Source organism: Variovorax sp. P1_G12 (assembly GCF_056405555.1).
This window is the reverse complement of record NZ_JBFUBW010000023.1, coordinates 103138-125803: the sequence shown is the minus strand read 5'-3', so window position 1 is coordinate 125803 and position 22666 is coordinate 103138. Positions and strand designations below refer to the sequence as shown.

Here is a 22666-nt window from a genome sequence, read left to right as displayed (position 1 = left end):
AGGTCGAGGAGGGCAGCAAGCAGGTGGCGCAAGCGGGCCGGACGATGGAAGAGATCGTGGACAGCGTGAAGCGCGTGACGGACATCATGGGCGAGATCACGGCGGCCAGCCAGGAGCAGACCTCGGGGATCGAGCAGATCAACCAGGCGATCACGCAGATGGACCAGGTGACGCAGCAGAACGCGGCGCTGGTGGAAGAGGCCGCGGCGGCCGCCGGCTCGCTGCAGGAACAGGCGTCGAGCCTGGTGCAGGCGGTCAGCGTCTTCAAGCTGGGAGCCGGCAGCGGCGGACGCAGTCCCGCGGTGCCGGGACGTCCCGCCGTGGCGGCCGCCGCACCGAAGGCGAGCGCCAGGACGCCGGTGAAGGGCCCCGAGAAAAAGGGATCGACCGCGCCGCAGCTGGCTTCGGCAGGCGCTGCCACGGGCGACTGGACCGAATTCTGAGCCGAGGCCCTCCAGCAAAAGCGACGGCGAGAGGCCGGCAATCCATCACACGGCCCAGAGCCACAAGGGAAATTCCATGAAAGCGTTCTACAACCTCAGGATTGCGTCCAAGCTCCTGATTTCATTCATCGCCGTGCTGGCGCTGACGGTCTTCGTCGGTGTCTTCTCGGTCGTGCAGCTCTCGAAGGTCAACCAGATGTCGACCGACATCACGACCAACTGGATGCCCGCCACGCGCGCGGTGCTCGACATGAAGGGCCTGATGTCGCGCTACCGGGCCCAGGAACTTCAGCACATCCTGTCCACCACGGACAGCGAGATGGCCGGCTATGAGAAGTCGATGGCCGACACCTGGGGCGAACTGCTGAAGAGCCGCTCCTTCTACGAGAAGCTGATCTCCGAACCCGAAGAAAAGCAGATCTTCCCCGAATACGTCAAGGCGATGGGCCAGTACGCGCTGGAGCACGAAAAGGTCATCGCCCTGTCCCGCGCCCAGAAGAACGAGGAGGCGACTGCCCTGATCCGCGGCGAATCCCTGCGGGTGAACCGCGAGCTGGCGCAGATGCTCGACAAGCTGGGCGCGGTGAACGAGGCCGGTGCCACCCAGGCCAGCGACATGGCGGGCGCGGTCTATGCGGACGCCAGGCTCTGGGTCATCGGCATCCTGCTGTGCAGCGTGGCCCTGGGCCTGGTGCTGGCGCTGTGGATCGCCCGCATCGTGGCGAAGCCGCTGTCCGAAGCGGTGAAAGTCGCGCAATCGGTGGCTGCCGGCGACCTGACCAGCCGCGTCGAGGCGCATACGACCGATGAGACCGGCCAGCTGATGCAGGCGCTGAAGGAGATGAACGCCAGCCTGGTGAAGATCGTGGGCGAAGTGCGCAGCGGCACCGACACGATCGCGACGGCGTCGAGCCAGATCGCCACCGGCAACCAGGACCTGTCGTCGCGCACCGAGGAGCAGGCGAGCTCGCTGGAAGAGACGGCGGCCTCGATGGAAGAGCTCACGAGCACGGTGAAGCAGAACGCCGACAACGCGCGGCAGGCGAACCAGCTGGCGGTCTCGGCCTCCGAGGTGGCGGTGCGCGGCGGCAGCGTGGTGAGCCAGGTGGTGGACACCATGGGCTCGATCAACGCCTCCTCGCGCAAGATCGTGGACATCATCGGCGTCATCGACGGCATCGCCTTCCAGACCAACATCCTGGCGCTGAACGCGGCGGTGGAAGCCGCGCGGGCCGGCGAGCAGGGCCGGGGCTTCGCGGTGGTGGCGTCGGAAGTGCGCAGCCTGGCGCAGCGCTCGGCGGCGGCGGCCAAGGAGATCAAGACGCTGATCGGAGACTCGGTGGACAAGGTCGAGGAAGGCAGCAAGCAGGTGGCGCAAGCGGGCCGGACGATGGAAGAGATCGTGGACAGCGTGAAGCGCGTGACGGACATCATGGGCGAGATCACGGCGGCCAGCCAGGAGCAGACCTCGGGGATCGAGCAGATCAACCAGGCGATCACGCAGATGGACCAGGTGACGCAGCAGAACGCGGCGTTGGTGGAAGAGGCAGCGGCGGCCGCCGGCTCGCTGCAGGAACAGGCGTCGAGCCTGGTGCAGGCCGTCAGCGTCTTCAAGATGGCCAGCGACGGCGACGCCGCGCGCGTGATTGCGCAGGCGAAATCGAAGGCCAAGGTGCAGCCCCGCAAGCCGGCCGGTGCGGCCGCCCCGTCATCGGCGCCGAAGCGCACCGCGGAGTCGGCCCGATCCGAGCCGAAGCTCGCAGCGTCTGGAGACTGGACCGAGTTCTAAAAGCCAGGCCCGCCAAGGGCCGCCATCGAAGGAGTAGGAATGCAGTGGTTTCAACAGCTACGTGTGACTGTCAAGCTGGTCTTGAGTTTTCTTGTGGTCGCGGTCCTCGGCACCGTGGTCAGTGCGCTTGGCATCTTTCACATGGCGCGCATCAGCGCGTCGACCGACAGGCTCTACCACCATGAGCTGAACACCCTGCAGGCCTTGCAGGATGCCAACATCGCGCTGCTCTACGCCAGCCGGTCCCAGATGACGCTGCTGTCGGCGTCCACGCGCGGCGAGCGCAATACGGGGTCCGTCGCGATCCGCAAGTCGATCGAAGACCTCGAGGCGCGGGCCGCGGTGGCCAAGCCGCTGTTCGCCGAGAGCGAGGCCGGCGCGACGCTCTATCGGCAGTACGAAACCCAGATCGCGCCGCTGAAGCAGCGCATGGCGGATTTCGTCGCGCTGGTGGGCAAGCAATCGCTCGACAGCTCGCAGTTCGACGGCCGGGTGGGCGACGACAGCACGCAGCTGCTGAAGGACTCCCGCGCGCTCGAGGAAGTGCTCGAAGCCATGGTGGCGCACAGCAACGCGCTCGCCAAGGCCAGCGCGGAGCAAGCCGCCGACACCTATCGCAGTTCGCGCTGGATGATGCTGGTGATCGCCGCGGTCGGGCTCCTGGCCAGCGTGGGCATGGGGCTGATGGTCGCGCGTTCGCTGGGGCGGCAGTTGGGCGGCGAGCCCGCCTATGCGGCGGAGGTCGTCGGCCGCTTCGCCAGTGGCGATCTGGCGGTGGAGGTCGACACCGGCTCCGCGCGTGCCGGCAGCTTGCTGCATTCGATCCGGCAGATGCAGATCGAACTGACCGCAGTGGTCGGAAAGATCAAGGCCTCGAGCGACACGATCGCCACCGCTTCGGGCGAGATCGCGGCCGGCAACCAGGACCTGTCGTCGCGCACCGAGGAGCAGGCGAGCTCGCTGGAACAGACCGCGGCGTCGATGGAAGAGCTGACCTCGACCGTGAAGCAGAACGCCGACAACGCGCGCCAGGCCAACCAGCTGGCGGCCTCGGCCTCCGAAGTGGCGGTCAAGGGCGGCGAGGTGGTGAGCCAGGTGGTGGACACCATGGCGTCCATCAATGCCTCTTCCAAGAAGATCGTCGACATCATCGGGGTCATCGACGGCATCGCCTTCCAGACCAACATCCTGGCGCTGAACGCGGCGGTGGAAGCCGCGCGGGCCGGCGAGCAGGGCCGGGGCTTCGCGGTGGTGGCGGCCGAGGTGCGCAGCCTCGCGCAGCGCTCGGCGGCCGCGGCCAAGGAGATCAAGGGCCTGATCGACGACTCGGTGGGCAAGGTCGGCGCGGGCAGCGCGCTGGTGGCCGAAGCGGGCAAGACCATGGAAGAGATCGTCGGCAGCGTGAAGCGCGTGACGGACATCATGGGCGAGATCACGGCGGCGAGCCAGGAGCAGACCTCGGGGATCGAGCAGATCAACCAGGCGATCACGCAGATGGACCAGGTGACGCAGAAGAACGCGGCGCTGGTCGAGGAAGCCTCGGCTGCGGCGCAATCCTTGCAGGAGCAGGCGGGGGGGCTCTCGGATGTTGTCGGCATCTTCAGGCTCCGTGACCAGGACGACGCGCGGCCTTCAATTTTGGCCTGACGCTGCCGATATAGATCTCGAAGGCATCGCAGCGACGATGCCGCGAGTCACACCCACCCCACAGACAACCAGGTAATTCTCCATGTCAGGAAGCTTGTTCTTTACGGGTCTGAGCGGCCTCAGCGTCGCCCGCACCGCGCTGATGACCACGGCCCACAACACCGCCAACGTGTACACCGCGGGCTACAGCCGGCAGGTCGCCCAGGTCGCCACCAACGCCGCGATCGGCACCGGCTCGGGATACATCGGCACCGGCGCCGGCGTCACCACGATCAACCGCAGCTACGACCGCTATCTCACCGCGCAACTCGCGTCGGCCCAGTCTTCCTCGGCGGCGCTGAACGCCTACGGCACCGAGATCAGCCGCATCGACTCCCTGCTGGCCGACAAGACCGCCGGCCTGAGCCCGTTGATGCAGAGCTTCTTCACGGCGGTGCAAGGCGTCGCCAACACGCCGGCCGATCCGGCGGCGCGCCAGCAGCTGATCAGCTCGGCGCAGTCGTTGTCCAACAAGTTCCGCGCCACCGACCGCTACCTGAGCGACCTCAATGCGTCGCTGAACGAGCAGGTCACGGGCAGCGTGGCCCAGATCAACACCTATTCCAGCAAGATCGCGAGTCTCAACCAGCAGATCAGCATGATGAGCGCGGTCGCCGGCGGCCAGCCCCCGAACGACCTGCTGGACCAGCGCGACCAGCTGGTGAGCGAGCTGAGCCAGATCGCCGACGTCAAGGTGCTGGAGCAGGACAACGGCAAGTACAACGTCTTCATGGGCAACGGCCAGTCGCTGGTGATGGGGGACCAGGCCGCGACCGTGAAGGCGGTGCCGTCGGCCGCCGATCCGACCCGCACCACGGTGGCCCTGGTGGGCCTGTCGGGCACGGTGTCCGAGCTCGGCGACAACGTCATCACGGGCGGTTCGCTGGGCGGCCTGATGTCGTTCCGGGCCCAGACGCTCATCCCCGCGCAGAATGCGATCGGCCGGCTCGCGATGGCGGTGTCGGGCGCCTTCAACGACCAGCACAAGCTGGGCGTCGACCTCAACGGCGCGCTCGGGACGGACTTCTTCACGACCGCCGCGCCCGGCATCTTCTCGAACGCGAAGAACACCGGCAACCTGGTGCTCGCCGGCAGCGTGACGAACACCAACCAGCTCAGCACCAGCGACTACTCGATTCAAGTCAAGGATGTGGCAGGCACGCTGAACTACTCGGTGACCCGGCTGTCGGACAAGCAGGCCATGGGCACCTTCACCACCTTCCCGATCACCTTCGACGGCGTGAGCCTGTCGCAGGCGAGCGGCACGGCGCAGGACGGCGACACCTTCCTGGTGCAGCCCACCCGCAACGGCGCGCGCGACCTGGACGTGCTGGTGCTGGACCCGGCCAAGGTGGCTGCGGCCTCGCCCGTGATCACCGGCAACAGCGCCGGCAACCAGGGCAGCGGGAAGCTCGGCGCCGCGACCGTCGACGCCAGCTACCCCGGCACGCCGCTGGCGGCCAACGTGACGCTGAGCTACGACGCGGCGACCGGCATGCTGTCGGGCTTCCCCGCGGCCTCCGCGGTCACCGTGACGCTGGCCAACGGCACCTCCACGATCTATCCGGCCAACACCCCCGTGCCCTACACGGCCGGCGCCAAGATCAGCTTCGACGGCATCAGCATGACGATGACGGGCGCGCCGGCCAACGGCGACACCTTCACCGTCGGCAAGAACAGCGCCGGCGTCTCCGACGGCAGCAACGCGCTGCTGCTCGGCGCGCTGCAGCGCCAGACCACGATGGGCAACGGCACCACCACCTTCAACGGCGCCTACTCGCAGCTGGTCAGCGAAGTCGGCAACAAGACGATGGAAATCAAGGTCGCCGCCAAGACGCAGGAGAGCGTGACCACCCAGATCAAGGCCAGCCAGCAGTCGATCTCGGGCGTCAACCAGGACGAGGAAACCGCCAACCTGCTGATGTACCAGCAGATGTACCAGGCCAATGCGAAGGTGATCCAGACCGCCTCGACCATCTTCGACGCGATCCTCGGCATCCGCAGCTGATCCCACCGAACCCCACCCAATTCCAGGAGCCGTGATGCGCATCAGCACCAGTTCGTTCTTCGAGCGGAACACCTTCGCGATGGGCCTGCAGCAGCAGAACCTCTTCAACGTCCAGCAGCGGCTGTCCGCCGGGACCAAGTTCCTGACGGCCGGCGACGACCCGGTCGGCGCGGCGCGGGCGCTCGGCGTCAGCCAGACGCTGGCTGAATCCTCGCAGTACGCCACCAGCCGCGAGCGCGCGATGCTGTCGCTCAAGCGCGAGGAGACCGCGCTCGACAGCACCACCGTGCTGTTGCAGAACATCAAGACCCTGACCGTGCAGGCCGGCAACGGCACGATCTCGGACGCCGACCGGGCCTCGCTGGCCACCGCGATCCAGAGCAACCTCGACCAGCTCGTGGGCCTCGCGAACACCGACGACGGCAACGGCCAGTTCCTGTTTGCCGGCTACAAGAGCGCCAACCCGCCCTTCGTCGCGCAGGCTGGCGGCTTCGTGCAGTATGTCGGCGACCAGGGCCAGCGCCTGATGCAGATCGACGTGGCGCGCCAGCTGTCGACCTCCGACGACGGCCGCAGCGTGTTCCAGTCGGTGCAGGGCGGCGCGGGCTATGTCACCTCGGGCGCGGCGGGAAACAGCGGCACCGGGGTCTTCGGTCCGGTCGGCGTGGTCGATGCGACCGCGCCGGACTACGGCAAGGATTTCCGGATCAGCTTCCTGGGCGGCAACTACACTGTGCTGACCAACGACGTGCCCGCCGTGGTCGCCGCCAGCGGCGCCTTCACGGCCGGCTCGCCGATCGCCTTCGGCGGCTTGCAGATCAGCCTCAGCGGCACGCCGGACGACGGCGACAGCTTCAGCGTCAGCACCGCCAAGAATGCGGGCACCGACATCTTCGCGACCATCGGCGCGCTGGTGACGGCACTGCGCACGCCGCTCACCGGCGGCGGCGCTGCGGCGCAGGCCAAGCTGCAGAACGCGCTGAGCACCGCCAACGTCAAGGTCACGAACGCGCACGACAACGTGCTGACCGTCCTGTCGTCGGTGGGTTCGCGCATGAACGAGATCGACGCCCTCGACGTCGGCGGCGCAGCGCGCGACCTGATGGACAAGAGCTACCTCTCGGCGGTGCAGGACCTCGATCCGGCCAGCGCGATCTCGGAGTTCTACCAGCGCCAGACCTCGCTGCAGGCGACGCAGATGACCTTTGCGAAGCTGGCTTCGATTTCGCTCTTCAACTACCTGTGAGAGAGTTGCCGCGCGGCCTTCTCTTCGATTGAAGAGCCAGGCAGGCGCGGGATCGCCCAACAATGCGGGTCTGGTCGTTCTCGGAAAGGAGCTCCCGATGTTCGCTGGTCACATGGGCGTCGGCCTGGCCTTGGGGCGCGCCGAACGGCGGGTGAACGTGGGCGTGTTCATCGCCGCCGGGCTGCTTCTCGACCTGGTCTTGTGGCTCTTCGTGCTGCTTGGCTGGGAGTCCGTCACGCTGCCCGCGGACTTCGCCAGCACGCACCAGGCGGAATTCGTGTTTCCCTGCTCGCATGGATTGCTGGCCGCCGCGGTCTGGTCCGCCTTGGCGGGCGCGGCAGCGTTCGTCTCGTACGGACGCCTCGGACCTTCGAAGGTGCGCGTCGCCGCACTGGTCGCCGCGGCGGTCTTCTCGCATTGGCTCCTCGACGCCCTGGTTCACAGGCCTGAAATGCCTCTGGCCGGCGCCGGATCGGCGAAGGTGGGCGTCGGCCTCTGGCAGCACATGCCTGCAGCCTTGGCCGTCGAGGCCGCCATCGTGGTGATTGGCCTCTGCCTGTTCATTCCTGGATGCCGGCTGCCCCGCGGCAGGTTGATCGCACTCACCATGCTGTCGCTGCTCGTTCTTGTCTTCACGGTGGTCGGCATGACGATGGCGCCGCCTCCACCTTCGCCGCAGGCCATGGCGGCCGGTTCATGGGCGGTTCTTGTGCTGGTTTGCGCGCTGGCGGGGTGGTTGGCTAGGCTGCCGCGCGAAGCGCTCGCCAATGGCGGACATTGATGCAGAGTCAAGGGCAGGGCATGAGGATTCGGGCATTTGCGGGAACGCTTGCGAGCGAGAAGGACTTGGAAATATGATTTGTCAGGAGAAAGCAAGAAATTCAACGAAATCCATGAATACCGAGATGCGATTGTTTGAGGGATACAAATTGGTGGCGGGCCTGCGTTGGCTTTTCAGCGAAGGAAAGCGTGCCGTCGAGCGAAACCTCATGATGACGCTGTTCGTGATCGGGTTGTCCGCCGTCTCGTTCTCGATTTCCTCGTCGAACACATCGGGCCGAAATGACGCCGGCCGGAAAGGGCCGGCAGCCGGCAACGCTGTAGAAAAGGAAGTCCCGAGAATGCAGCCGAGAAGGCCGCCGCTGGACTCCTGAGCAACGGCCTGGCCGTCGAGGCCGGGACGACTTGTGCCCCCTCGGCGTCCACTTCATCAGGAGCCAGCCATGCCAGATTCAACTCCCATGCGAGACGCGCGGCCCGGCATGGAATGGCCTGAACTGTCGCTGGCACAGTGGCGCGAGACGTATGCCACGCTTCACATGTGGACCCAGATCGTGGGCAAGACGCGGCTCGCGCTCGCGCCCATGGAGAACCACTGGTGGCAGGTGACGCTGTACGTCAGTGAACGAGGACTCACCACGTCGCCGATGCCTTGGCTTTCGAAGCTCGTGGTGGTGGAGTTCGACTTCATCGACCATGTCCTTGTGCTGCGCACCAGTGAGGGCGAAGCGTGCCGACTGGCACTTGCGCCGATGTCGGTGGCAAGCTTCTACGCGAAGTACACCGACGCGTTGAAGTCGCTGGGCGTGACGCCGACGCTCATGCCGAAGCCTGTGGAAGTGGAAACCGCCGTTCCCTTCGCACAGGACGTGGCGCACGCCTCGTACGACGCGGCGGCCGTCCACCGCTGGTGGCGTGCCTTGCTGCAGGTCGATCGCGTGTTCAAGATCTTCCGCAGCGGCTTTGCAGGCAAGCAGAGTCCGATGCACTTCTTCTGGGGAAGCTTCGACCTTGCTTGCACGCGCTTTTCGGGTCGGGTGGCACCGCGCCACCCCGGGGGTGCTCCGAACTGCCCCCAACGCGTGATGGTCGAGGCCTACTCGCACGAATGCAGCAGCGCCGGCTTCTGGCCAGGCGGCGGCGCCTTCGAGGAGCCTGCGTTCTACGCCTACGCCTACCCGGAGCCGCCGGGATACGGAGAGCAACGGGTGCAGCCGACCGCTGCCTTCTACCACCCACCGGCACGCGAGTTCATCCTGCCGTACGACGCGGTGCGTACGGCGGCGACGCCGGATCTCGACCTCCTGGCGTTCCTGCAGAGCACCTATGGTGCCGCGGCGGGACTCGCCGAATGGGATCGCGCGGTGCTGGAGCGACGGGACGACGGGTGAAGGTGCGGGGAATTGCCCGGTTGCGCCGTCGCTCGCGCCGCCGGCGCTATTCCTCGCCGCTCGAATTCCAGAAGGCCTGGGAGACGCCCGGATGGGCCTCGAGGGCCGCCGTGACCTTGTCCAGCGCCTCCGCCTCCACGGCAGTGGCATAGAGCCGGGCATCGATCTCGATCTCCGTCTGGCCGAAGGGATGCTGGTCGACCTCGCGCACCGGGTAGTCGGCGGCTTCCAGCAGCTCGATCGCCTTCTCGCGCACGTCGGCCTGGCTCTGGCTGCTGCAGATCACGTAGACCGTGTACATCGCCTCGCTGGCCGCTTCGTTGACGGGCTGGCGATTGATCCGGTTGACCACCGGGCGCAGCAGCGTGTTGCTGGCCAGCACGAACATCGCCGCAATGATGGCCTCGCCGATCAGGCCGGCGCCGGCACAGGCGCCCACCGCGCCCGACCCCCAGAGCGTGGCGGCGGTGTTGAGACCCGTGACGTTCGCGCCCTCCTTCATGATCGCGCCCGCACCGAGGAAGCCGATGCCGGACACCACGTAGGCGACCACGTGGATCGGGCCCTGGTTGCCGCCATGAATCTGGAACAGGCGATCGCCCAGCAGCACGAAGATGGCGGCGCCGACCGCCACCAGGGTGTTGGTGCGCAAGCCCGCCGTGCGCTGGCGCACCTGCCGTTCGAAGCCGATCATGGCGCCCAGCAAGAAGGCGAAGACCAGGCTGACCACGGAGTCGATCAGGGCCGTCGGGTTGAAGTACTGGATGGCTTGCATGGGGCATCGGGCCGTCGGGGCGAGCCGAAGCGGCAAAGGGACGGAAGGCCGGGACTGTACCTGTTCGAGGCGCTCGATGGGTTCAGCGCCGCAATGCCGCAGCGAAGCGCACCATGGCATCGAGCCCGGCCGCAAAGCGCGGTTCGAGGAACGCGCCCAGGTGCGGCATCAGCAGCTGCAGCATCCCGATCCCCGCCAGCAGCGTCAGCGGGAAGCCCACCGCGAAGATGCTGAACTGCGGCGAGGCGCGGTTCAGGATGCCCATCGCGAGGTTGAGGATCAGGAGCGCGGCCACCAGCGGCAGCGAGAGCATCATGCCGCTGGCGAAGATCTGGCTGGCGCCCGAGACCAGGAACATCCAACCCTGCGCGGCCAGCGGCGCGTCGGCGATCGGCAGGGCCTCGAAGCTCTGGGCCAGCGCGGCGATCATCAGCAGGTGGCCGTCGATCGCGACGAAGATCAGCATCGCCAGCATGTTGAGAAAGCGCGCCACCACCATCGTGGCGCCGCCGTTCATCGGGTCGAAGAAGGACGCGAACGACAGGCCCATCTGCAGGCCGATGTACTCGCCCGCGGCCAGCACCGCGATGAACACCATGCGCATCGTGAAGCCCATGGCCGCGCCGACCAGCACCTGCTGGATGATGATCCAGACCCCGCCGGCCGAGACCACCGGCACCGAGGGCATGGCCCCCAGCGTCGGTGCGATGACCAGCGCGAGCAGCGCCGCGATCGCGACCTTGACCGGGCGCGGCACCCACGATTCACTGAAGATGGGGGCGGTCCCGACCAGCGCCAGCATCCGGACGAAAGGCCACAGGAAGGCCGTCATCCATGCGGTCAGCTGCGCCGACGTGACCTCGAAGACCGGTGGCATCAGGCCGGCGCCGGGCCGCCAGCGCGGCGAAGTCCGCGCTTCGCGCTGACGGGCGGCCTGCTGACTCCCCCTCGGGGGGCAGCGACACACGAAGTGAGGAGCGTGGGGGCCATCCAGGCCGGCGCCGGGCCGCCCCAAGGCGGCCTGCGGCCCCCTCGGGGGGCAGCGACACACGAAGTGAGGAGCGTGGGGGCCATCCAGGCCGGCGCCGGGCCGCCCCAAGGCGGCCTGCGGCCCCCTCGGGGGGCAGCGACACACGAAGTGAGGAGCGTGGGGGCCACATTCAGCCCACGAGCTGCGGAATGCTCATGAACAGCGTGCGGATGTAGTCCAGCATCTGGTTGAGCATCCAGGGACCGGCGATCACCAGCGTCGCGAACACCGCCAGCAGCTTCGGGATGAACGACAGCGTCTGCTCGTTGATCTGGGTCGCGGCCTGGAAGATGCTGATGATCAGGCCGACGATCAGCGCCACCAGAAGCAGCGGCGCGGCGAGCACCAGCGACACCTGGATCGCCTGGTTGCCCATCGACATGATGGTTTCTGGAGTCATCCTGTTTCCTTCCTTCCGATCCATGTCGTTCCCGCTTCCGGGGTGTTCGTGAAACACCGCGGAACCGGCTTTGCCGGGCCGCTGGTGTTGCCCCCGGTAGGGGGTGGGCGGGCTACACGAAGTGAGCCCAACCTGGGGGCGAGCTCATGTGTAGAAACTTTGCGCGAGCGCGCCGATGAGCAGCTGCCAGCCATCGGCGAGCACGAACAGCATCAGCTTGAAGGGCAGGGCGATGCCGGCGGGCGGCACCATCATCATGCCCATCGACATCAGCACGCTCGCGACCACCAGGTCGATGATCAGGAAGGGAATGAAGATGGTGAAGCCGATCTGGAAGGCGGTTTTCAGCTCGCTGATCACGAAGGAGGGCAGCAGGATGCGCAGCGGCACGTCCTCGGGCCCCTGCATCTCGGGCACCTTGGCGAGCTTGGCGAACAGGGCCAGGTCGTTCTCGCGGGTCTGGCGCAGCATGAAGGTCTTGAAGGGCTCGATGCCGCGCTCGAGCGCCTTCTCGGTACTGATCTTGTTTTCCGAGAAGGGCTTGTAGGCCTCGTTGTAGACCTTGTCGAACACCGGCGACATGACGAAGAAGGTCAGGAACAGCGACAGGCCGACCAGGATCTGGTTCGGCGGCGACGACTGCGTGCCGATGGCAGTGCGCAGCAGGCCCAGCACGATCAGGATGCGGGTGAAGCTGGTCATGCACAGCAACAGCGCCGGCAGGAAGGACAGCGAGGTCAGCAGCACCAGCGTCTGCACGCTGAGCGACCAGGTCTGGCTGCCGCCGGGGCCGGGCGTGCTGATCAGGCCGGGCAGGCCCTGGGTCCAGGCCGCCATCGGCAGCGTGGCCGCGAGCAGCACGAGGCCGGCCCGAAGGCCGCGGCGAAGGGCGTGGCTCACGAGGCCGCCCGCGCCTTGCCGGTGAGCGATTCGCGCAGCTTCTGCGCGAACAGGTCGATCGGCTTGAAGGCTGCCGGCTCGGCGGCGCTGGCTTGGGGCAGCGACTGCGCCGGCAGGCTGTGCAGCGTGTTGATCTGGCTGGAGGTCACGCCCAGCACCAGCCAGGTGCCCGAGACCTCGACCACCACCACGCGCTCGCGCTGGCCGACGCTGGCGCTGGAGACCACCTTCACCACCTGGCCGCCGCCGCCGAAGCGCTGCAGGCCGAAGCGGCGCGCCAGCCAGGCGCACGCGAAGATCAGGCCCAGCACCATCAGCATGCCGAGGCCGGCCTGCAGCAGGCCCGAGGCGCCGACCACCGGCGCCACCTCGACCGCATGGGAAGGCACGGTCGGAAGGCTCATTCGAAAGCCTCCGCGCTGCGCGCTGCGGTATTCGCCTTCGGAACGGCCGTGCGGCTCATGAACGCGCCAGCTTCTGCATCCGCTCGGAGGGCGTGATGATGTCGGTCAGGCGGATGCCGTACTTGTCGTTGACCACCACCACTTCGCCCTGGGCGATCAGGTAGCCGTTGATCAGCACGTCGAGCGGCTCGCCGGCCAGGCCGTCGAGTTCGACCACCGAGCCTTGCGAGAGTTGCAGCAGGCTCTTGATCGTGATGCGGGTGCGGCCGATCTCGGCGGTGAGCTGCACCGGCACGTCCATCACGCGCGCGATGTCCACGGCCGAGACGCCGGCGGCCGAGGTCGGCTCCTGGATCTGCGGGAAGACCTGGGCGGCGGCAGGGGCCGGCACCGGCTGGGCGGCAGGCGCTGCAGGGGTGGCGGCGGTCTGCTCGGCCAGCGCGCTGGCCCAGTCGTCCGTGTCGCTGGCGAAGGAGGTGTTGTCAGTCATGGTCGTTCTTCACATCGCTGTCTTGGTGGGTGATCATGTTTTGCACGCGCAGGGCGTAGCGCTCGTTCGAGGTGCCGAAGCCGCACTCCATCACCGGCACGCCATCGACCTTGGCGACGACCGTGGTCGGCAGTTCGATCGGCAGCACGTCGCCGACCTGGAGCTTGAGGATCTCGCCGATGGTCGAGGACATCTTCACGAAGTCCGCGGTGAGCTCGACGTCGGCCGCCTGCATCTGCCTGGACATCTGCTTGATCCAGCGCTTGTCGACCTCGACCTCGTCCTGGATCGGGTTGGACAGCAGGTCGCGGATCGGCTCGATCATCGAGTAGGGGATGCACACGTGCAGGAAGCCGCCGATGGGGCCGAACTCGATCTGCAGCGTGGTGTTGATCACCACCTCGTTGGGCGCCACGATGTTGGCCAGCTTGCCGTGCATCTCGGCGCGCACGTAGTCGAAGGCCAGCGGAAACACCGGCTGCCAGGCCTCGCCGTAGCATTGCAGCGACAGGTCGAGCAGGCGCTTGATGATGCGCTGCTCGGTGCGCGTGAAGTCGCGGCCCTCGACCCGCACGTGGTAGCGACCGTCGCTGCCGAACAGGTTGTCGACCACCAGGAAGACCAGCTTCGGATCGAACACGAAGAGCGCGGTTCCCCGCAGCGGCTTCATGTGCATCATGTTGATGTTCGCGGGCACCGGCAGGTGCCGCACGAACTCGGCGTACTGCTGGATCTGCACCGGCCCGACCGAGATGTCGGGGCTGCGGCGCATGAAGTTCAGCAGCGCGCTGCGCAGGCCGCGCGCGAAGCGGTCGTTGATGACCTCCAGCGTGTGCATGCGGCTGCGGACCACGCGGTCGGGCGCGCCGAGGTCGTAGGCCGGCAGGCCGTCGGGCGGCGGAGGCGGAGATTTGGTCTGGTCGACGCTGCCGCCGGTGACGCCTTGCAGCAGTGCATCGACCTCGTCCTGCGAGAGGACCTGTTCATAGGCCATGGGTGGCTTGCCTGGTAGGGGTCACTGCACCACGAAGGTGTTGAAGGCGACGCTGGTGATGCCCTGCTCGGGCAACTCGCTGTTGAGCGGGCGGTTGAGCTCGACGCGGATTTCTTCGGCCAGCTTGGCCTTGTCCTCGGGCGAAACGAGGGAGTCGGCGCTCCGGTTCGACAGCAGCATGAGGGCCCGGCTGCGCAGCTCGGGCATGAATTCGACGATCTGCGCCTTCGACGGCTCGCTGCGCACCCTCAGCGCCATGCCGACGTGCAGGAACTTGCCGCGGCCTTCGCCCTGGAGGTTCACGGTCAGGGGCTCCAGCGTGACGAAGATCGGCTTCTCGGGCACCGCCTTGGCGGCTTCGGCCTGCGTGAGCCTGGGGCCGACGAAGATATAGGCGGCCGCGCCGGCGGCCAGCAGGCCGACCCCGACCAGGAGGCCGATCAGCAGCTTCGAGGAGCGGGGGGCGGCAGGGGCGGCGGTGACTGAGGTGTTGGTGGCCATGGTGAAGCTCGATGTCTTGTTCGGTCTATTCTTTGCGAACTGAAGGCTTGGCGAACGGTCGATCAGGCGTGGAAAAGCGCCTCAGATCCGTTCATTGACGCGTTTCAGGCGAAGGTGTCCAGGCCGGCGCTCGCTGCGCGCACGGCATCGGGGCGGGCGGCGGCGCGTTGCGGCGCCGCGGCGCTGTCGGAGCCGCGGCCGGCGCCCGGATGGTCGGACTGGCCGGAGGAGCGTCCGGGGTTCTGCTCGGCGAAGCCCTGCTGCGACGGCTGGCGGGTCTCTGCGCCGACCGAGGTGTGGCCCAGGCTGATGCCCTGCTCGGCGAGCGTGGTGCGCAGCTGCGGCAGGGCCGCCTCGACCGCGCGGCGCACGCCTTCGTGGGCCGAGACGAACATCGCCTGCGCCTGGTTGTCGCCCATCGACAGCGTCACCTTGAGCGGGCCGAGTCCGGCCGGGTTGAGGTTCAGCTCGGCCGTCTGGTGGCCGCTGGCGCTCATGCGGATCATCTGCCGGCCGATCGCCGGGCCCCATTCGTCGCTGCCCACGGGCGGCGCGACCGACAGCACCGGCGTGGTGTTGCGGGTCGCGGCGGCACGGTCGGCCGCCGCCGGCATCGCCGAGGCGAGGGCCTGCGGCGCTTGCGGAGTCGATGCGGTGTCGGTGTCGAGCGGCTCGGCGCTCTTGGGCGCGCTGCCGGCGGCGATCGAGCTCGCGGCACCGGCGGCGGCCTGGATCGCGGCGGTCCTGGGTGTGTCGGTGGGGGCAGCCGCGGAGGCCGCCCCGGCTTCGCCCGCGGACGGTGCTGCAGCCCTGGCGCCCGCAATCGGCGGCATGCCCGACGGAGATGCTGGTGCGGTGGCGGCCTGCGGCTCGGCGGCTGCCGCCGTCTCGGCGGTCGGCCGCGCGAGTGCGGTCCTACCTGGATCGATCGCGCTGGCCGGCTTGGCCGCGTGCGGCGTGTCCGGGGCATCGTCCGCCGCCGGTGCATCCTGTGCCACGGCCTGGGCGGTCTCCTCGGCGCCGGCGGCCTGCGAGGCCGCTGCGTCGGCCGCCGGCAGCGCGATCGCGGATGCGCAAGCGTCCGCTGCGACCCCGTCCGGCAGCACGGCCGCGCCCTTCGCGGTGGACGCCGCGGCGTCCGCGCCCCGGCGGGCATCGGCCGCGGTGGCGACGATCGGCGCCGCGATCGGGGCCGCGAGCGGTGCCAGCAGGGCCAGCACGTCGGCGGCGCTGAGTTCGCTCTTGCGTTCGCCGTCGCGCAGCGACCGCCGCGATGCCACGGTGTCCGGCGCGGCATCGGAAGACGCGGAGGTCTTCGCTGCGCTGGCGGCGCGCGAGCGGTCCAGCGCCGCGCCGAAGCTGCGGCCCTCGGGCTGATCGGCGCCGCGGCCGCGCGTGCCGGCCTGCGAGACGGGCTGGCCGGAAGGATGGACGGAAGGAAGGAGTGTGGGCATGGGCGGATCCAGGATGGACTTCAAAGAGTCGGATGGGCGGCGCGGTCGAAGAACTTGCGGGCCGAGCGTTCGTCGCTGTCGCGCTGCTCGCGCTTGGCCTGCGCCAGCATCTCCTGGCGGCGCACGCGCTCGGCCAGGGTGTCGAAGGAGTTGAGGCGGCGCTTGTGGTGCTGCCAGTCGACGCGGCCGTGGTCGAGCCGGCTGGCCGCCTGGGCGACGATCGCGCGCTGCTGTTCGATGGCGCCGTCGAGCGTGCCCAGGAAGGCCTGGTAGTTGCGCCACTGCGCGGTCGGCAGGCCCTTGTTCATCAGCGCGTGCAACTGGTCGTAGTAGTCCTGGCGGTACTGCAGCAGCAGGTCGAGCTTCTGGTTGGCACTGAGCTGCGCGGTCTGCAGCGCGCCCAGGCGGCGCGCGGCATCGTCGGTCTGCGTGCGCGCCAGGTCGGTCAGGGTGTCGAGCGGAAGTCTCTGGACCATGGGGGTTCCTTGCTTTCTCAGGCGGGTTCGAACAGCTGGCCCATGCGCGCGATCGACGCCGCGTAGTCGGTGGGCTCCTCCATCGACTGCTGCAGGAAGGCCTCGATGCGCGGGTACATCGCGATCGCCTGATCCAGCTGCAGGTCGTGGCCGGGCGCATAGGCGCCGACGCTGATCAGGTCGCGGTTGCGCTGGTAGCGCGACAGCATCTGCTTGAAGCGGCGCACGGTGTCGAACTGCGAGGCCGGGATCAGCGCGGTCATCGCACGGCTGATGGAGGCCTCGATGTCGATCGCCGGGTAGTGGCCGGCCTCGGCCAGCGTGCGCGACAGCACCACGTGGCCGTCGAGGATGGCGCGGGCCGAGTCGGCGATCGGGTCCTGCTGGTCGTCGCCCTCGGACAGCACCGTGTAGAAAGCGGTGATCGAGCCGCCGCGCCCCTGGGCATCGCGGGCGCCGTTGCCGGCCCGCTCCACCAGGGCCGGCAGCTTGGCGAACACCGAGGGCGGGTAGCCCTTGGTGGCCGGCGGCTCGCCCACGGCCAGCGCGATCTCGCGCTGGGCCATCGCGTAGCGGGTCAGCGAGTCCATGATCAGGAGCACGTCCTTGCCGAGGTCGCGGAAGTGCTCCGCCAGGCAGGTGGCATAGGCCGCGCCCTGCAGCCGCAGCAGCGGCGAGTTGTCGGCCGGCGCGGCGACCACCACGGCGCGCGCCAGGCCTTCCTCGCCGAGCGTGTTCTCGATGAAATCCTTGACTTCGCGGCCGCGCTCGCCGATCAGGCCGACCACGATCACTTCGGCGCTGGTGTAGCGCGCCATCATGCCGAGCAGCACGCTCTTGCCGACGCCGGAGCCTGCGAACAGGCCCATGCGCTGGCCGCGGCCGACCGTGAGCATGGCGTTGATGGCGCGCACGCCGACGTCGAGCACCGAGTCGATCGGCGCCCGCGACAGCGGGTTCACCGGCGGCGAGGACAGCGGCACCTTGCGGCTGATGTCGAGCGGGCCGAGGCCGTCGAGCGGGCGGCCGGCGGCGTCGACCACGCGGCCGAGCATGCCGATGCCGACCGGCAGGCGCTTGGTGTGGGCGTCGCCCGTGAGCGCGGAGCCGGTCGTGCCGGGGCGCGGGAAGACGCGCGCGCCGGGCACCAGGCCGGCCACTTCGCTTTGCGGCATCAGGAACAGCCGGTCGCCCGCGAAGCCGACCACTTCGGCCTCGGCATGACGCTGCGGATGGCCGGCGGGCAGTTCGATCAGGCAGTCGCTGCCGACCGGCAGCTGCAGGCCGACGGCCTCCAGCACCAGGCCGACCGCGCGCGTCAGGCGGCCCGACTGGGTGGTCATCGCGCAGCGGCTGACGTCGCTGCGGGCCTGGGCCAGCGTGGCCAGCCAGGACTGCAGGTGGGGGTTGGCGGCCGTGGTGTTTTGAACGAGTGCAGGCATCTCAGTTTTCCTCCGCGCTATGGCGTGACCCACGACGCATGAAACCCGCGCAGGCCCATGTCAGGGATACCGCGGAACCGGCTTCGCCGGGCCGCTGGTATCGCCCCCTTGAGGGGGAGGCGCCGCAGGCGCTTCGGGGGTGGTTCATTGTTCCTGCGCGTCGATGTCGCGCTGGAGCACGGCGGTGACGCTCTTCCAGCGCGTTTCGAGGCTCGCATCCAGCTCGCCGCTGGCCGACTGCACGCGGCAGCTGCCGCGGCTCAGGGTCTCGTCGGCGCGCACTTGCCAGCCCGCGGCCTGCAGCTCGTTGCCCAGGCTGTTCTTCACCAGCGCCACGTCCTCCGGATGCAGCAGCAGGCGCGGCTCGCCCTGCAGCGCGGGGTCGGTGTGCAGCAGGTCCTGCACCAGCGGCAGCACCCACTCGGGCTCGGCGCGCAGCGTGCGATGCACCACCTGGCGCGCGACGTCGAGCGCCAGCGTCAGCACTGCGTCGGCCAGCTCGGTCTCGGCGCGGCGCAGCGCCGCCGGCAGGCTGGCGGCGAGGGCGCGCAGCTGTTCGGCATGCGCGCTGGCGGCGGCCAGGCCGGCGGCCAGCCCTTCGGTGCGGCCCTCGGCATGGCCTTCGGACCGCCCCAGGGCGCGGCCTTCGCGGCGACCCTCGGCCTCGCCGGCGCTGCGCGCTTCGCGGCGCAGGGCCGCCAGCTCGGCGGCATGCAGCAGCGCCATCGAAGGCGGCGCCTCCGGGGCGGGGATGCTCTTGCGCGCACCTGGCACCGCAGCCGGCGCCGCGGGCTCGACGAGCGTGTCCATCTCCCAGCGCTGCCAGGCCGACAGCAGCGGCCGGGCCGGCCGGGTCGACGCGGCGCCGCTGGCGCCGGCGCCGGCGCCGAGCGGGTAGGCCGCGGCCAGCCGGGCCCGCGAGCCGAAGGGGGAGGGGCGGTCAGACGTAGTCATCGGTACCCGGCGCGGCAATCACGATCTCGCCGGCTTCGGCCAGGCGGCGGGCGACCTGCAGGATGGACTTCTGCTCGGCCTCGACCTGCGACACGCGCACCGGTCCGCGCAGCTCCATGTCCTCGCGCAGCGTCTCGGCGGCACGCGTCGACATGTTGCTCAGGAACTTGTCGCGCAGCTCCTGCGGCGCGCCCTTGAGCGCGATGATCAGCGAGTCGGACTCGATGTCCTTCAGCAGGCGCTGGATGCTGCGGTCTTCCAGGCTCAGCAGGTTCTCGAACACGAACATCTCGTCGATGATCCGCTGCGCCAGCGCCTCGTCGTGCTCGCGCACATGGGCGATGGCTTCCTCTTCCTGCGCGCTCGCCATCAGGTTGACGATCTCGGCGGCGGTGCGCACGCCGCCCAGGCGGCTGCGCTTCAGGCCCTGGCCCGACAGCATCTCGGTCAGCACGTCGGTCAGCTCCATGAGGGCCGAGGGTTGCACGCCGCCGAAGGTGGCCACGCGCATGATGACGTCGTGGCGCAGGCGGGCCGGCAGCTTCTCGAGCACCTCCGAGGCCTTCATGCGGTCCAGGTGGATCAGCACGGTCGCCAGGATCTGCGGATGCTCGTCGCGGATCAGCTCGGCCACCTCGCTGGCCTCGAGCTGGTTCAGGCGCTCGATGCCGCTGTGCGGCTCGTCGGCCTGGAGGATGTCCTCCAGCAGGTTGCTGGCGCGGTCGTCGCCCAGCGCCTTCTTGAGCACCGCGCGGATGTAGCTGCTCGAGCCCAGGTGCAGCGCCGAGAGCTGCTCGGTCTCCTGGCGGAACTCGGACAGCACCGAGTTCAGCTCGTCCTTGGAGACCGCGGCGAGCTTCGCCATCGCGAGGCCGAGGGTCTGCACCTCGGAGGTGGCGAGGTGGGCCAGCGCCGCGGCGGCGCGGTCTTCACCGAGGGCCATCAGCAGGATGGCGCTCTTGCGGGTTCCGGTTTCACTGATCATGGGCGTTCATCCAGTGCTGGATCAGCGTGGCGACCAGCTTGGGATCCTGGTCGGCGAGTTGATGGGCGTATTCCATATCTGCCTTCTGGCGGGCGGCCTCGCGCTGGCGCAGGCTTTCTTCGGCGGAGACCGTCGGCTCCTGCGACAACTCCGGCTCCTCGGCGACGGCGTCGTCCGGGACGCTCGCCACGGCCGGGGCCGGCGCGGGCGGCGGCGCCAGGTGCTTGCGCAGCAGGGGCCGCAGCACTGCGAACCAGGCGAACAGGGCGAGCAGGGCCAGCAGCAGGTACTGCCCGACGGACTTGCCGAGATCGAGGTTCTCGCGGTCGCGCCAGAACGGGACGTCCGCCGTGGCCGGCTCGCGGTGGTCGTCCGCGAAGGCGCTGTTGACCACGTTGAGCGAGTCGCCGCGGTCCTGGCTGAAGCCCATGGCCTCGCGGGTCAGGTTCCGGATCTGCTCGATCTCGACCGGGGTGAGCGCGCGCGGGCTGGTCTTGCCGGCGCCGTCGGTCGCATCCTTGTAGTTGACGACCACCGCCACCGACAGCCGCTTGATGCCGCCGGCACTTTGCTGCACGTGGCGGATCGAGCGGTCGAGCTCGTAGTTGGTCGTGACGTCCTTGCGCGAGCTGCCGGAGCCGGTGGCCACCGCCGCGGTCGCAACCGGCGCGGGGGCACCGTTCGCCGCGCCAGGCGCAGTCGGAGCACCGGGGGTTCCGGGGGCACCCGGGGTTCCGGGCTTGGGCGCGGTCGCGATCGGCGCGCTCGGGTTGCCCGGCGGCTGGTTCGACAGGGCGCCGGGAACGCCGCCGGGCGGAAGGCCGCCCTGCTGCAGCGATTCGCTCGACTGCTGGCTGCGCATCGCGGCCTTGCCGGGCTCCTGGTTCGGGCGGTACGTCTCGTCGGTGTGCTCCATGACCGAGAAGTCGACGTCGGCCGCCACCTGCGCGCGCACGTTGCTGGCGCCGACGATGGGTTGCAGGATGGCTTCGATGCGGCGGATGTAGCCCTGCTCGATCTCCTGCACGTACTTGAGCTGGCTCACGTCCAGGCCGCGGGTGCCGCTGTTGGCCGCCGACAGCAGGTTGCCGCGCTGGTCGACCACCGTGACGCTCTTGGGGTCGAGCTCCGGCACGCTGCTGGAGATCATGTGGACGATGGCGCTGACCTGGCCCTCGTCGATGCTGCGGCCGCGCTGCAGCGTCAGCACCACCGAGGCCGAGGGCTTCTTCTGCTCGCGCACGAAGAGCGAAGGCTTCGGCAGCGCCAGATGGACCCGCGCCGACTCCACCGTGCCGACCGATTCGATCGAGCGCGCCAGCTCGCCTTCGAGCGCGCGCTGGTAGTTGACCTGCTCGGCGAACTGGCTGGTGCCGAACTTCTGGTTGTCCATCAGTTCGAAGCCGACGCCGCCGGCCTTGGGCAGGCCCTGGGCCGCGAGCTTGAGCCGCACCTCGGGCACCTTGTCGCCGGCGATCAGGATCGCGCCGCCGCCCTCGGCGAACTTGTAGGGCACGTTCATCTGCTGCAGCGACGCGATGATCGCGCCGCCGTCGCGGTCCGACACGTTGGTGTAGAGCACCTTGTAGTCGGGGCCGCGGTTCCAGAGTGTGAACGCCGCCACGGCGGTCACCAGCGCGGCCGCGCCGACGATCATCGGCAGCTTCGGCTGGGCGCGCAGGCGTTCGAGCATCGGGGGGAGCGAGGACGCCGCGGGCGCCGCGCTCGCGGGTGCCGTCGAACTCATGCGCGGATCCTCGCCATGGCCGGTGCGCCGGGAAGGTGCGTCGTCATGCGCAGGTAGGAAGTTTGTTGTTCAGAGGTCATGCCGGAGGCCGTAGAAGTCGTCAGCGGGCTTGTCGTTTCGCGATTGATTGTGAGCAGTCGTAACAGATTCGATGGTCCGAACAGCGGGGGCTTTTGCCGTCTGTTAGCGGCTTCCATCGGGGTCTTCCCTTGCTACGCTGAAAGGACGACGGAGCGCCTGGGCGCTTCTTTAGCAACACCAAAGTTCCAACAAACGAAAGAGTTCCTCATGTCGATCGCCGCCATCGAATCCGTTCTGCAGCAGATGCGGGTCACCTCGCTGCAGGCGGGCTTCACGCCCGCCGCCGCCGCGCCCGCCGAGACCGGCGGCTTCGCGGCCGAGCTCAAGCGCTCGCTGGACAACATCAGCGGCGCCCAGACCCGGGCCTACGGCCAGGCCGAGGCCTTCGAACTCGGCAAGCCCGGCATCGCGCTGAACGACGTCATGGTCGACCTGCAGAAGGCCAACGTGGCGTTCCAGACCGGGCTGCAGGTGCGCAACCGGCTCGTAAGCGCCTATCAGGAAGTGATGAACCTGCCGGCTTGAGCCGCCGGGGTCGTGGACGGGGTCGGTGCTTTTTTGCGCCGAGCCCTAAATGTTTCCAGGGGCCTGCCGATAACTGAACCAACGGTGGCCTGAGTCTCACGGTGAGATCGGAACCAGCGTTACGGCCAGAGGCCGGAAGTCCACAACCTTTGTCATCAGGAGTCG

At 68.7% G+C, this 22666-nt stretch carries 24 protein-coding genes; 9 read left to right on the top strand and 15 right to left on the bottom strand.

Annotated elements, in window-relative coordinates:
* The 8 genes from AC1D2O_RS24600 to AC1D2O_RS24565 all read left to right on the top strand — a co-directional run.
* A partial coding sequence (locus tag AC1D2O_RS24600; protein ID WP_478158052.1) for a methyl-accepting chemotaxis protein occupies window positions 1-443 on the top strand: 443 nt, incomplete at its 5' end.
* Between the two features lie 76 nt (window positions 444-519).
* Window positions 520-2232, top strand: a complete 1713-nt coding sequence (locus AC1D2O_RS24595; protein ID WP_478158051.1) for a methyl-accepting chemotaxis protein — start codon at window positions 520-522, stop codon at window positions 2230-2232.
* A gap of 39 nt (window positions 2233-2271) precedes the next feature.
* Window positions 2272-3879, top strand: coding sequence for a methyl-accepting chemotaxis protein (locus tag AC1D2O_RS24590; protein ID WP_478158050.1), 1608 nt, complete (start codon window positions 2272-2274; stop codon window positions 3877-3879).
* A gap of 82 nt (window positions 3880-3961) precedes the next feature.
* Window positions 3962-5926, top strand: a complete 1965-nt coding sequence (flgK, locus tag AC1D2O_RS24585; protein WP_478089496.1) for a flagellar hook-associated protein FlgK — start codon at window positions 3962-3964, stop codon at window positions 5924-5926.
* 34 nt (window positions 5927-5960) lie between these two features.
* Window positions 5961-7172 carry a flagellar hook-associated protein FlgL gene (gene flgL, locus AC1D2O_RS24580; RefSeq protein WP_478089497.1) on the top strand — a complete coding sequence of 404 codons (1212 nt, stop codon included), beginning with the start codon at window positions 5961-5963 and terminating at the stop codon, window positions 7170-7172.
* A gap of 112 nt (window positions 7173-7284) precedes the next feature.
* Window positions 7285-7953: a hypothetical protein gene (locus AC1D2O_RS24575; protein ID WP_478158049.1), complete on the top strand. Its 669-nt coding sequence runs from the start codon at window positions 7285-7287 to the stop codon at window positions 7951-7953.
* Window positions 7954-8065: 112 nt separating this feature from the next.
* Window positions 8066-8326, top strand: coding sequence for a hypothetical protein (locus AC1D2O_RS24570; protein WP_478089499.1), 261 nt, complete (start codon window positions 8066-8068; stop codon window positions 8324-8326).
* A gap of 69 nt (window positions 8327-8395) precedes the next feature.
* Entirely contained in the window at window positions 8396-9343 is a 948-nt protein-coding gene (locus AC1D2O_RS24565) for a DUF5996 family protein (protein WP_478089500.1), read from the top strand.
* Window positions 9344-9389: 46 nt separating this feature from the next.
* Here AC1D2O_RS24565 and AC1D2O_RS24560 read toward each other — a convergent pair whose 3' ends face one another.
* The 15 genes from AC1D2O_RS24560 to AC1D2O_RS24490 form a co-directional block, all read right to left on the bottom strand.
* Complete coding sequence (locus tag AC1D2O_RS24560) at window positions 9390-10118, bottom strand: MgtC/SapB family protein (protein ID WP_478089501.1); 729 nt, start codon at window positions 10116-10118, stop codon at window positions 9390-9392.
* 82 nt (window positions 10119-10200) lie between these two features.
* A complete protein-coding gene (gene fliR / locus AC1D2O_RS24555) occupies window positions 10201-10995 on the bottom strand; it encodes a flagellar biosynthetic protein FliR (RefSeq protein ID WP_478158048.1) in 795 nt (264 codons plus the stop codon).
* A gap of 283 nt (window positions 10996-11278) precedes the next feature.
* Window positions 11279-11548 carry a flagellar biosynthesis protein FliQ gene (gene fliQ / locus AC1D2O_RS24550; RefSeq protein WP_478089503.1) on the bottom strand — a complete coding sequence of 90 codons (270 nt, stop codon included), beginning with the start codon at window positions 11546-11548 and terminating at the stop codon, window positions 11279-11281.
* Between the two features lie 144 nt (window positions 11549-11692).
* Window positions 11693-12385 carry a flagellar type III secretion system pore protein FliP gene (gene fliP, locus AC1D2O_RS24545; protein WP_478089512.1) on the bottom strand — a complete coding sequence of 231 codons (693 nt, stop codon included), beginning with the start codon at window positions 12383-12385 and terminating at the stop codon, window positions 11693-11695.
* Between the two features lie 59 nt (window positions 12386-12444).
* Window positions 12445-12852, bottom strand: coding sequence for a flagellar biosynthetic protein FliO (gene fliO / locus AC1D2O_RS24540; protein ID WP_478089504.1), 408 nt, complete (start codon window positions 12850-12852; stop codon window positions 12445-12447).
* A gap of 55 nt (window positions 12853-12907) precedes the next feature.
* Complete coding sequence (gene fliN, locus AC1D2O_RS24535; protein WP_478158047.1) at window positions 12908-13342, bottom strand: flagellar motor switch protein FliN; 435 nt, start codon at window positions 13340-13342, stop codon at window positions 12908-12910.
* Window positions 13335-14336 carry a flagellar motor switch protein FliM gene (gene fliM / locus AC1D2O_RS24530; RefSeq protein ID WP_478089506.1) on the bottom strand — a complete coding sequence of 334 codons (1002 nt, stop codon included), beginning with the start codon at window positions 14334-14336 and terminating at the stop codon, window positions 13335-13337. Before fliM ends, fliN begins: the two co-directional genes overlap by 8 nt.
* Before the next feature lie 21 nt (window positions 14337-14357).
* On the bottom strand, window positions 14358-14837 hold the full coding sequence (locus AC1D2O_RS24525) for a flagellar basal body-associated FliL family protein (protein WP_478089507.1): 480 nt from the start codon (window positions 14835-14837) through the stop codon (window positions 14358-14360).
* Window positions 14838-14941: 104 nt separating this feature from the next.
* Window positions 14942-16291 carry a flagellar hook-length control protein FliK gene (locus AC1D2O_RS24520; RefSeq protein ID WP_478158046.1) on the bottom strand — a complete coding sequence of 450 codons (1350 nt, stop codon included), beginning with the start codon at window positions 16289-16291 and terminating at the stop codon, window positions 14942-14944.
* Window positions 16292-16311: 20 nt separating this feature from the next.
* A complete protein-coding gene (gene fliJ / locus AC1D2O_RS24515) occupies window positions 16312-16767 on the bottom strand; it encodes a flagellar export protein FliJ (RefSeq protein ID WP_478089509.1) in 456 nt (151 codons plus the stop codon).
* Between the two features lie 17 nt (window positions 16768-16784).
* Complete coding sequence (gene fliI / locus AC1D2O_RS24510; protein ID WP_478089510.1) at window positions 16785-18209, bottom strand: flagellar protein export ATPase FliI; 1425 nt, start codon at window positions 18207-18209, stop codon at window positions 16785-16787.
* Window positions 18210-18353: 144 nt separating this feature from the next.
* Window positions 18354-19163 (bottom strand): flagellar assembly protein FliH, encoded by an 810-nt coding sequence (gene fliH, locus AC1D2O_RS24505; RefSeq protein ID WP_478158045.1) that lies wholly within the window; start codon window positions 19161-19163, stop codon window positions 18354-18356.
* The gene (fliG, locus tag AC1D2O_RS24500) at window positions 19150-20148 is read right to left on the bottom strand and encodes a flagellar motor switch protein FliG (protein ID WP_478091246.1); all 999 of its coding nucleotides are present in this window, start codon (window positions 20146-20148) and stop codon (window positions 19150-19152) included. Before fliG ends, fliH begins: the two co-directional genes overlap by 14 nt.
* Complete coding sequence (gene fliF, locus AC1D2O_RS24495) at window positions 20138-21895, bottom strand: flagellar basal-body MS-ring/collar protein FliF (RefSeq protein WP_478091245.1); 1758 nt, start codon at window positions 21893-21895, stop codon at window positions 20138-20140. The genes fliG and fliF overlap by 11 nt, the downstream gene beginning before the upstream one ends.
* Complete coding sequence (locus AC1D2O_RS24490) at window positions 21892-22092, bottom strand: hypothetical protein (RefSeq protein WP_478091243.1); 201 nt, start codon at window positions 22090-22092, stop codon at window positions 21892-21894. The genes fliF and AC1D2O_RS24490 overlap by 4 nt, the downstream gene beginning before the upstream one ends.
* 91 nt (window positions 22093-22183) lie before the next feature.
* On the opposite strand from AC1D2O_RS24490, the gene fliE reads away from it, so the two are divergent.
* Window positions 22184-22501, top strand: coding sequence for a flagellar hook-basal body complex protein FliE (fliE, locus tag AC1D2O_RS24485; RefSeq protein WP_478091242.1), 318 nt, complete (start codon window positions 22184-22186; stop codon window positions 22499-22501).
* Window positions 22502-22666 lie beyond the last annotated feature (165 nt).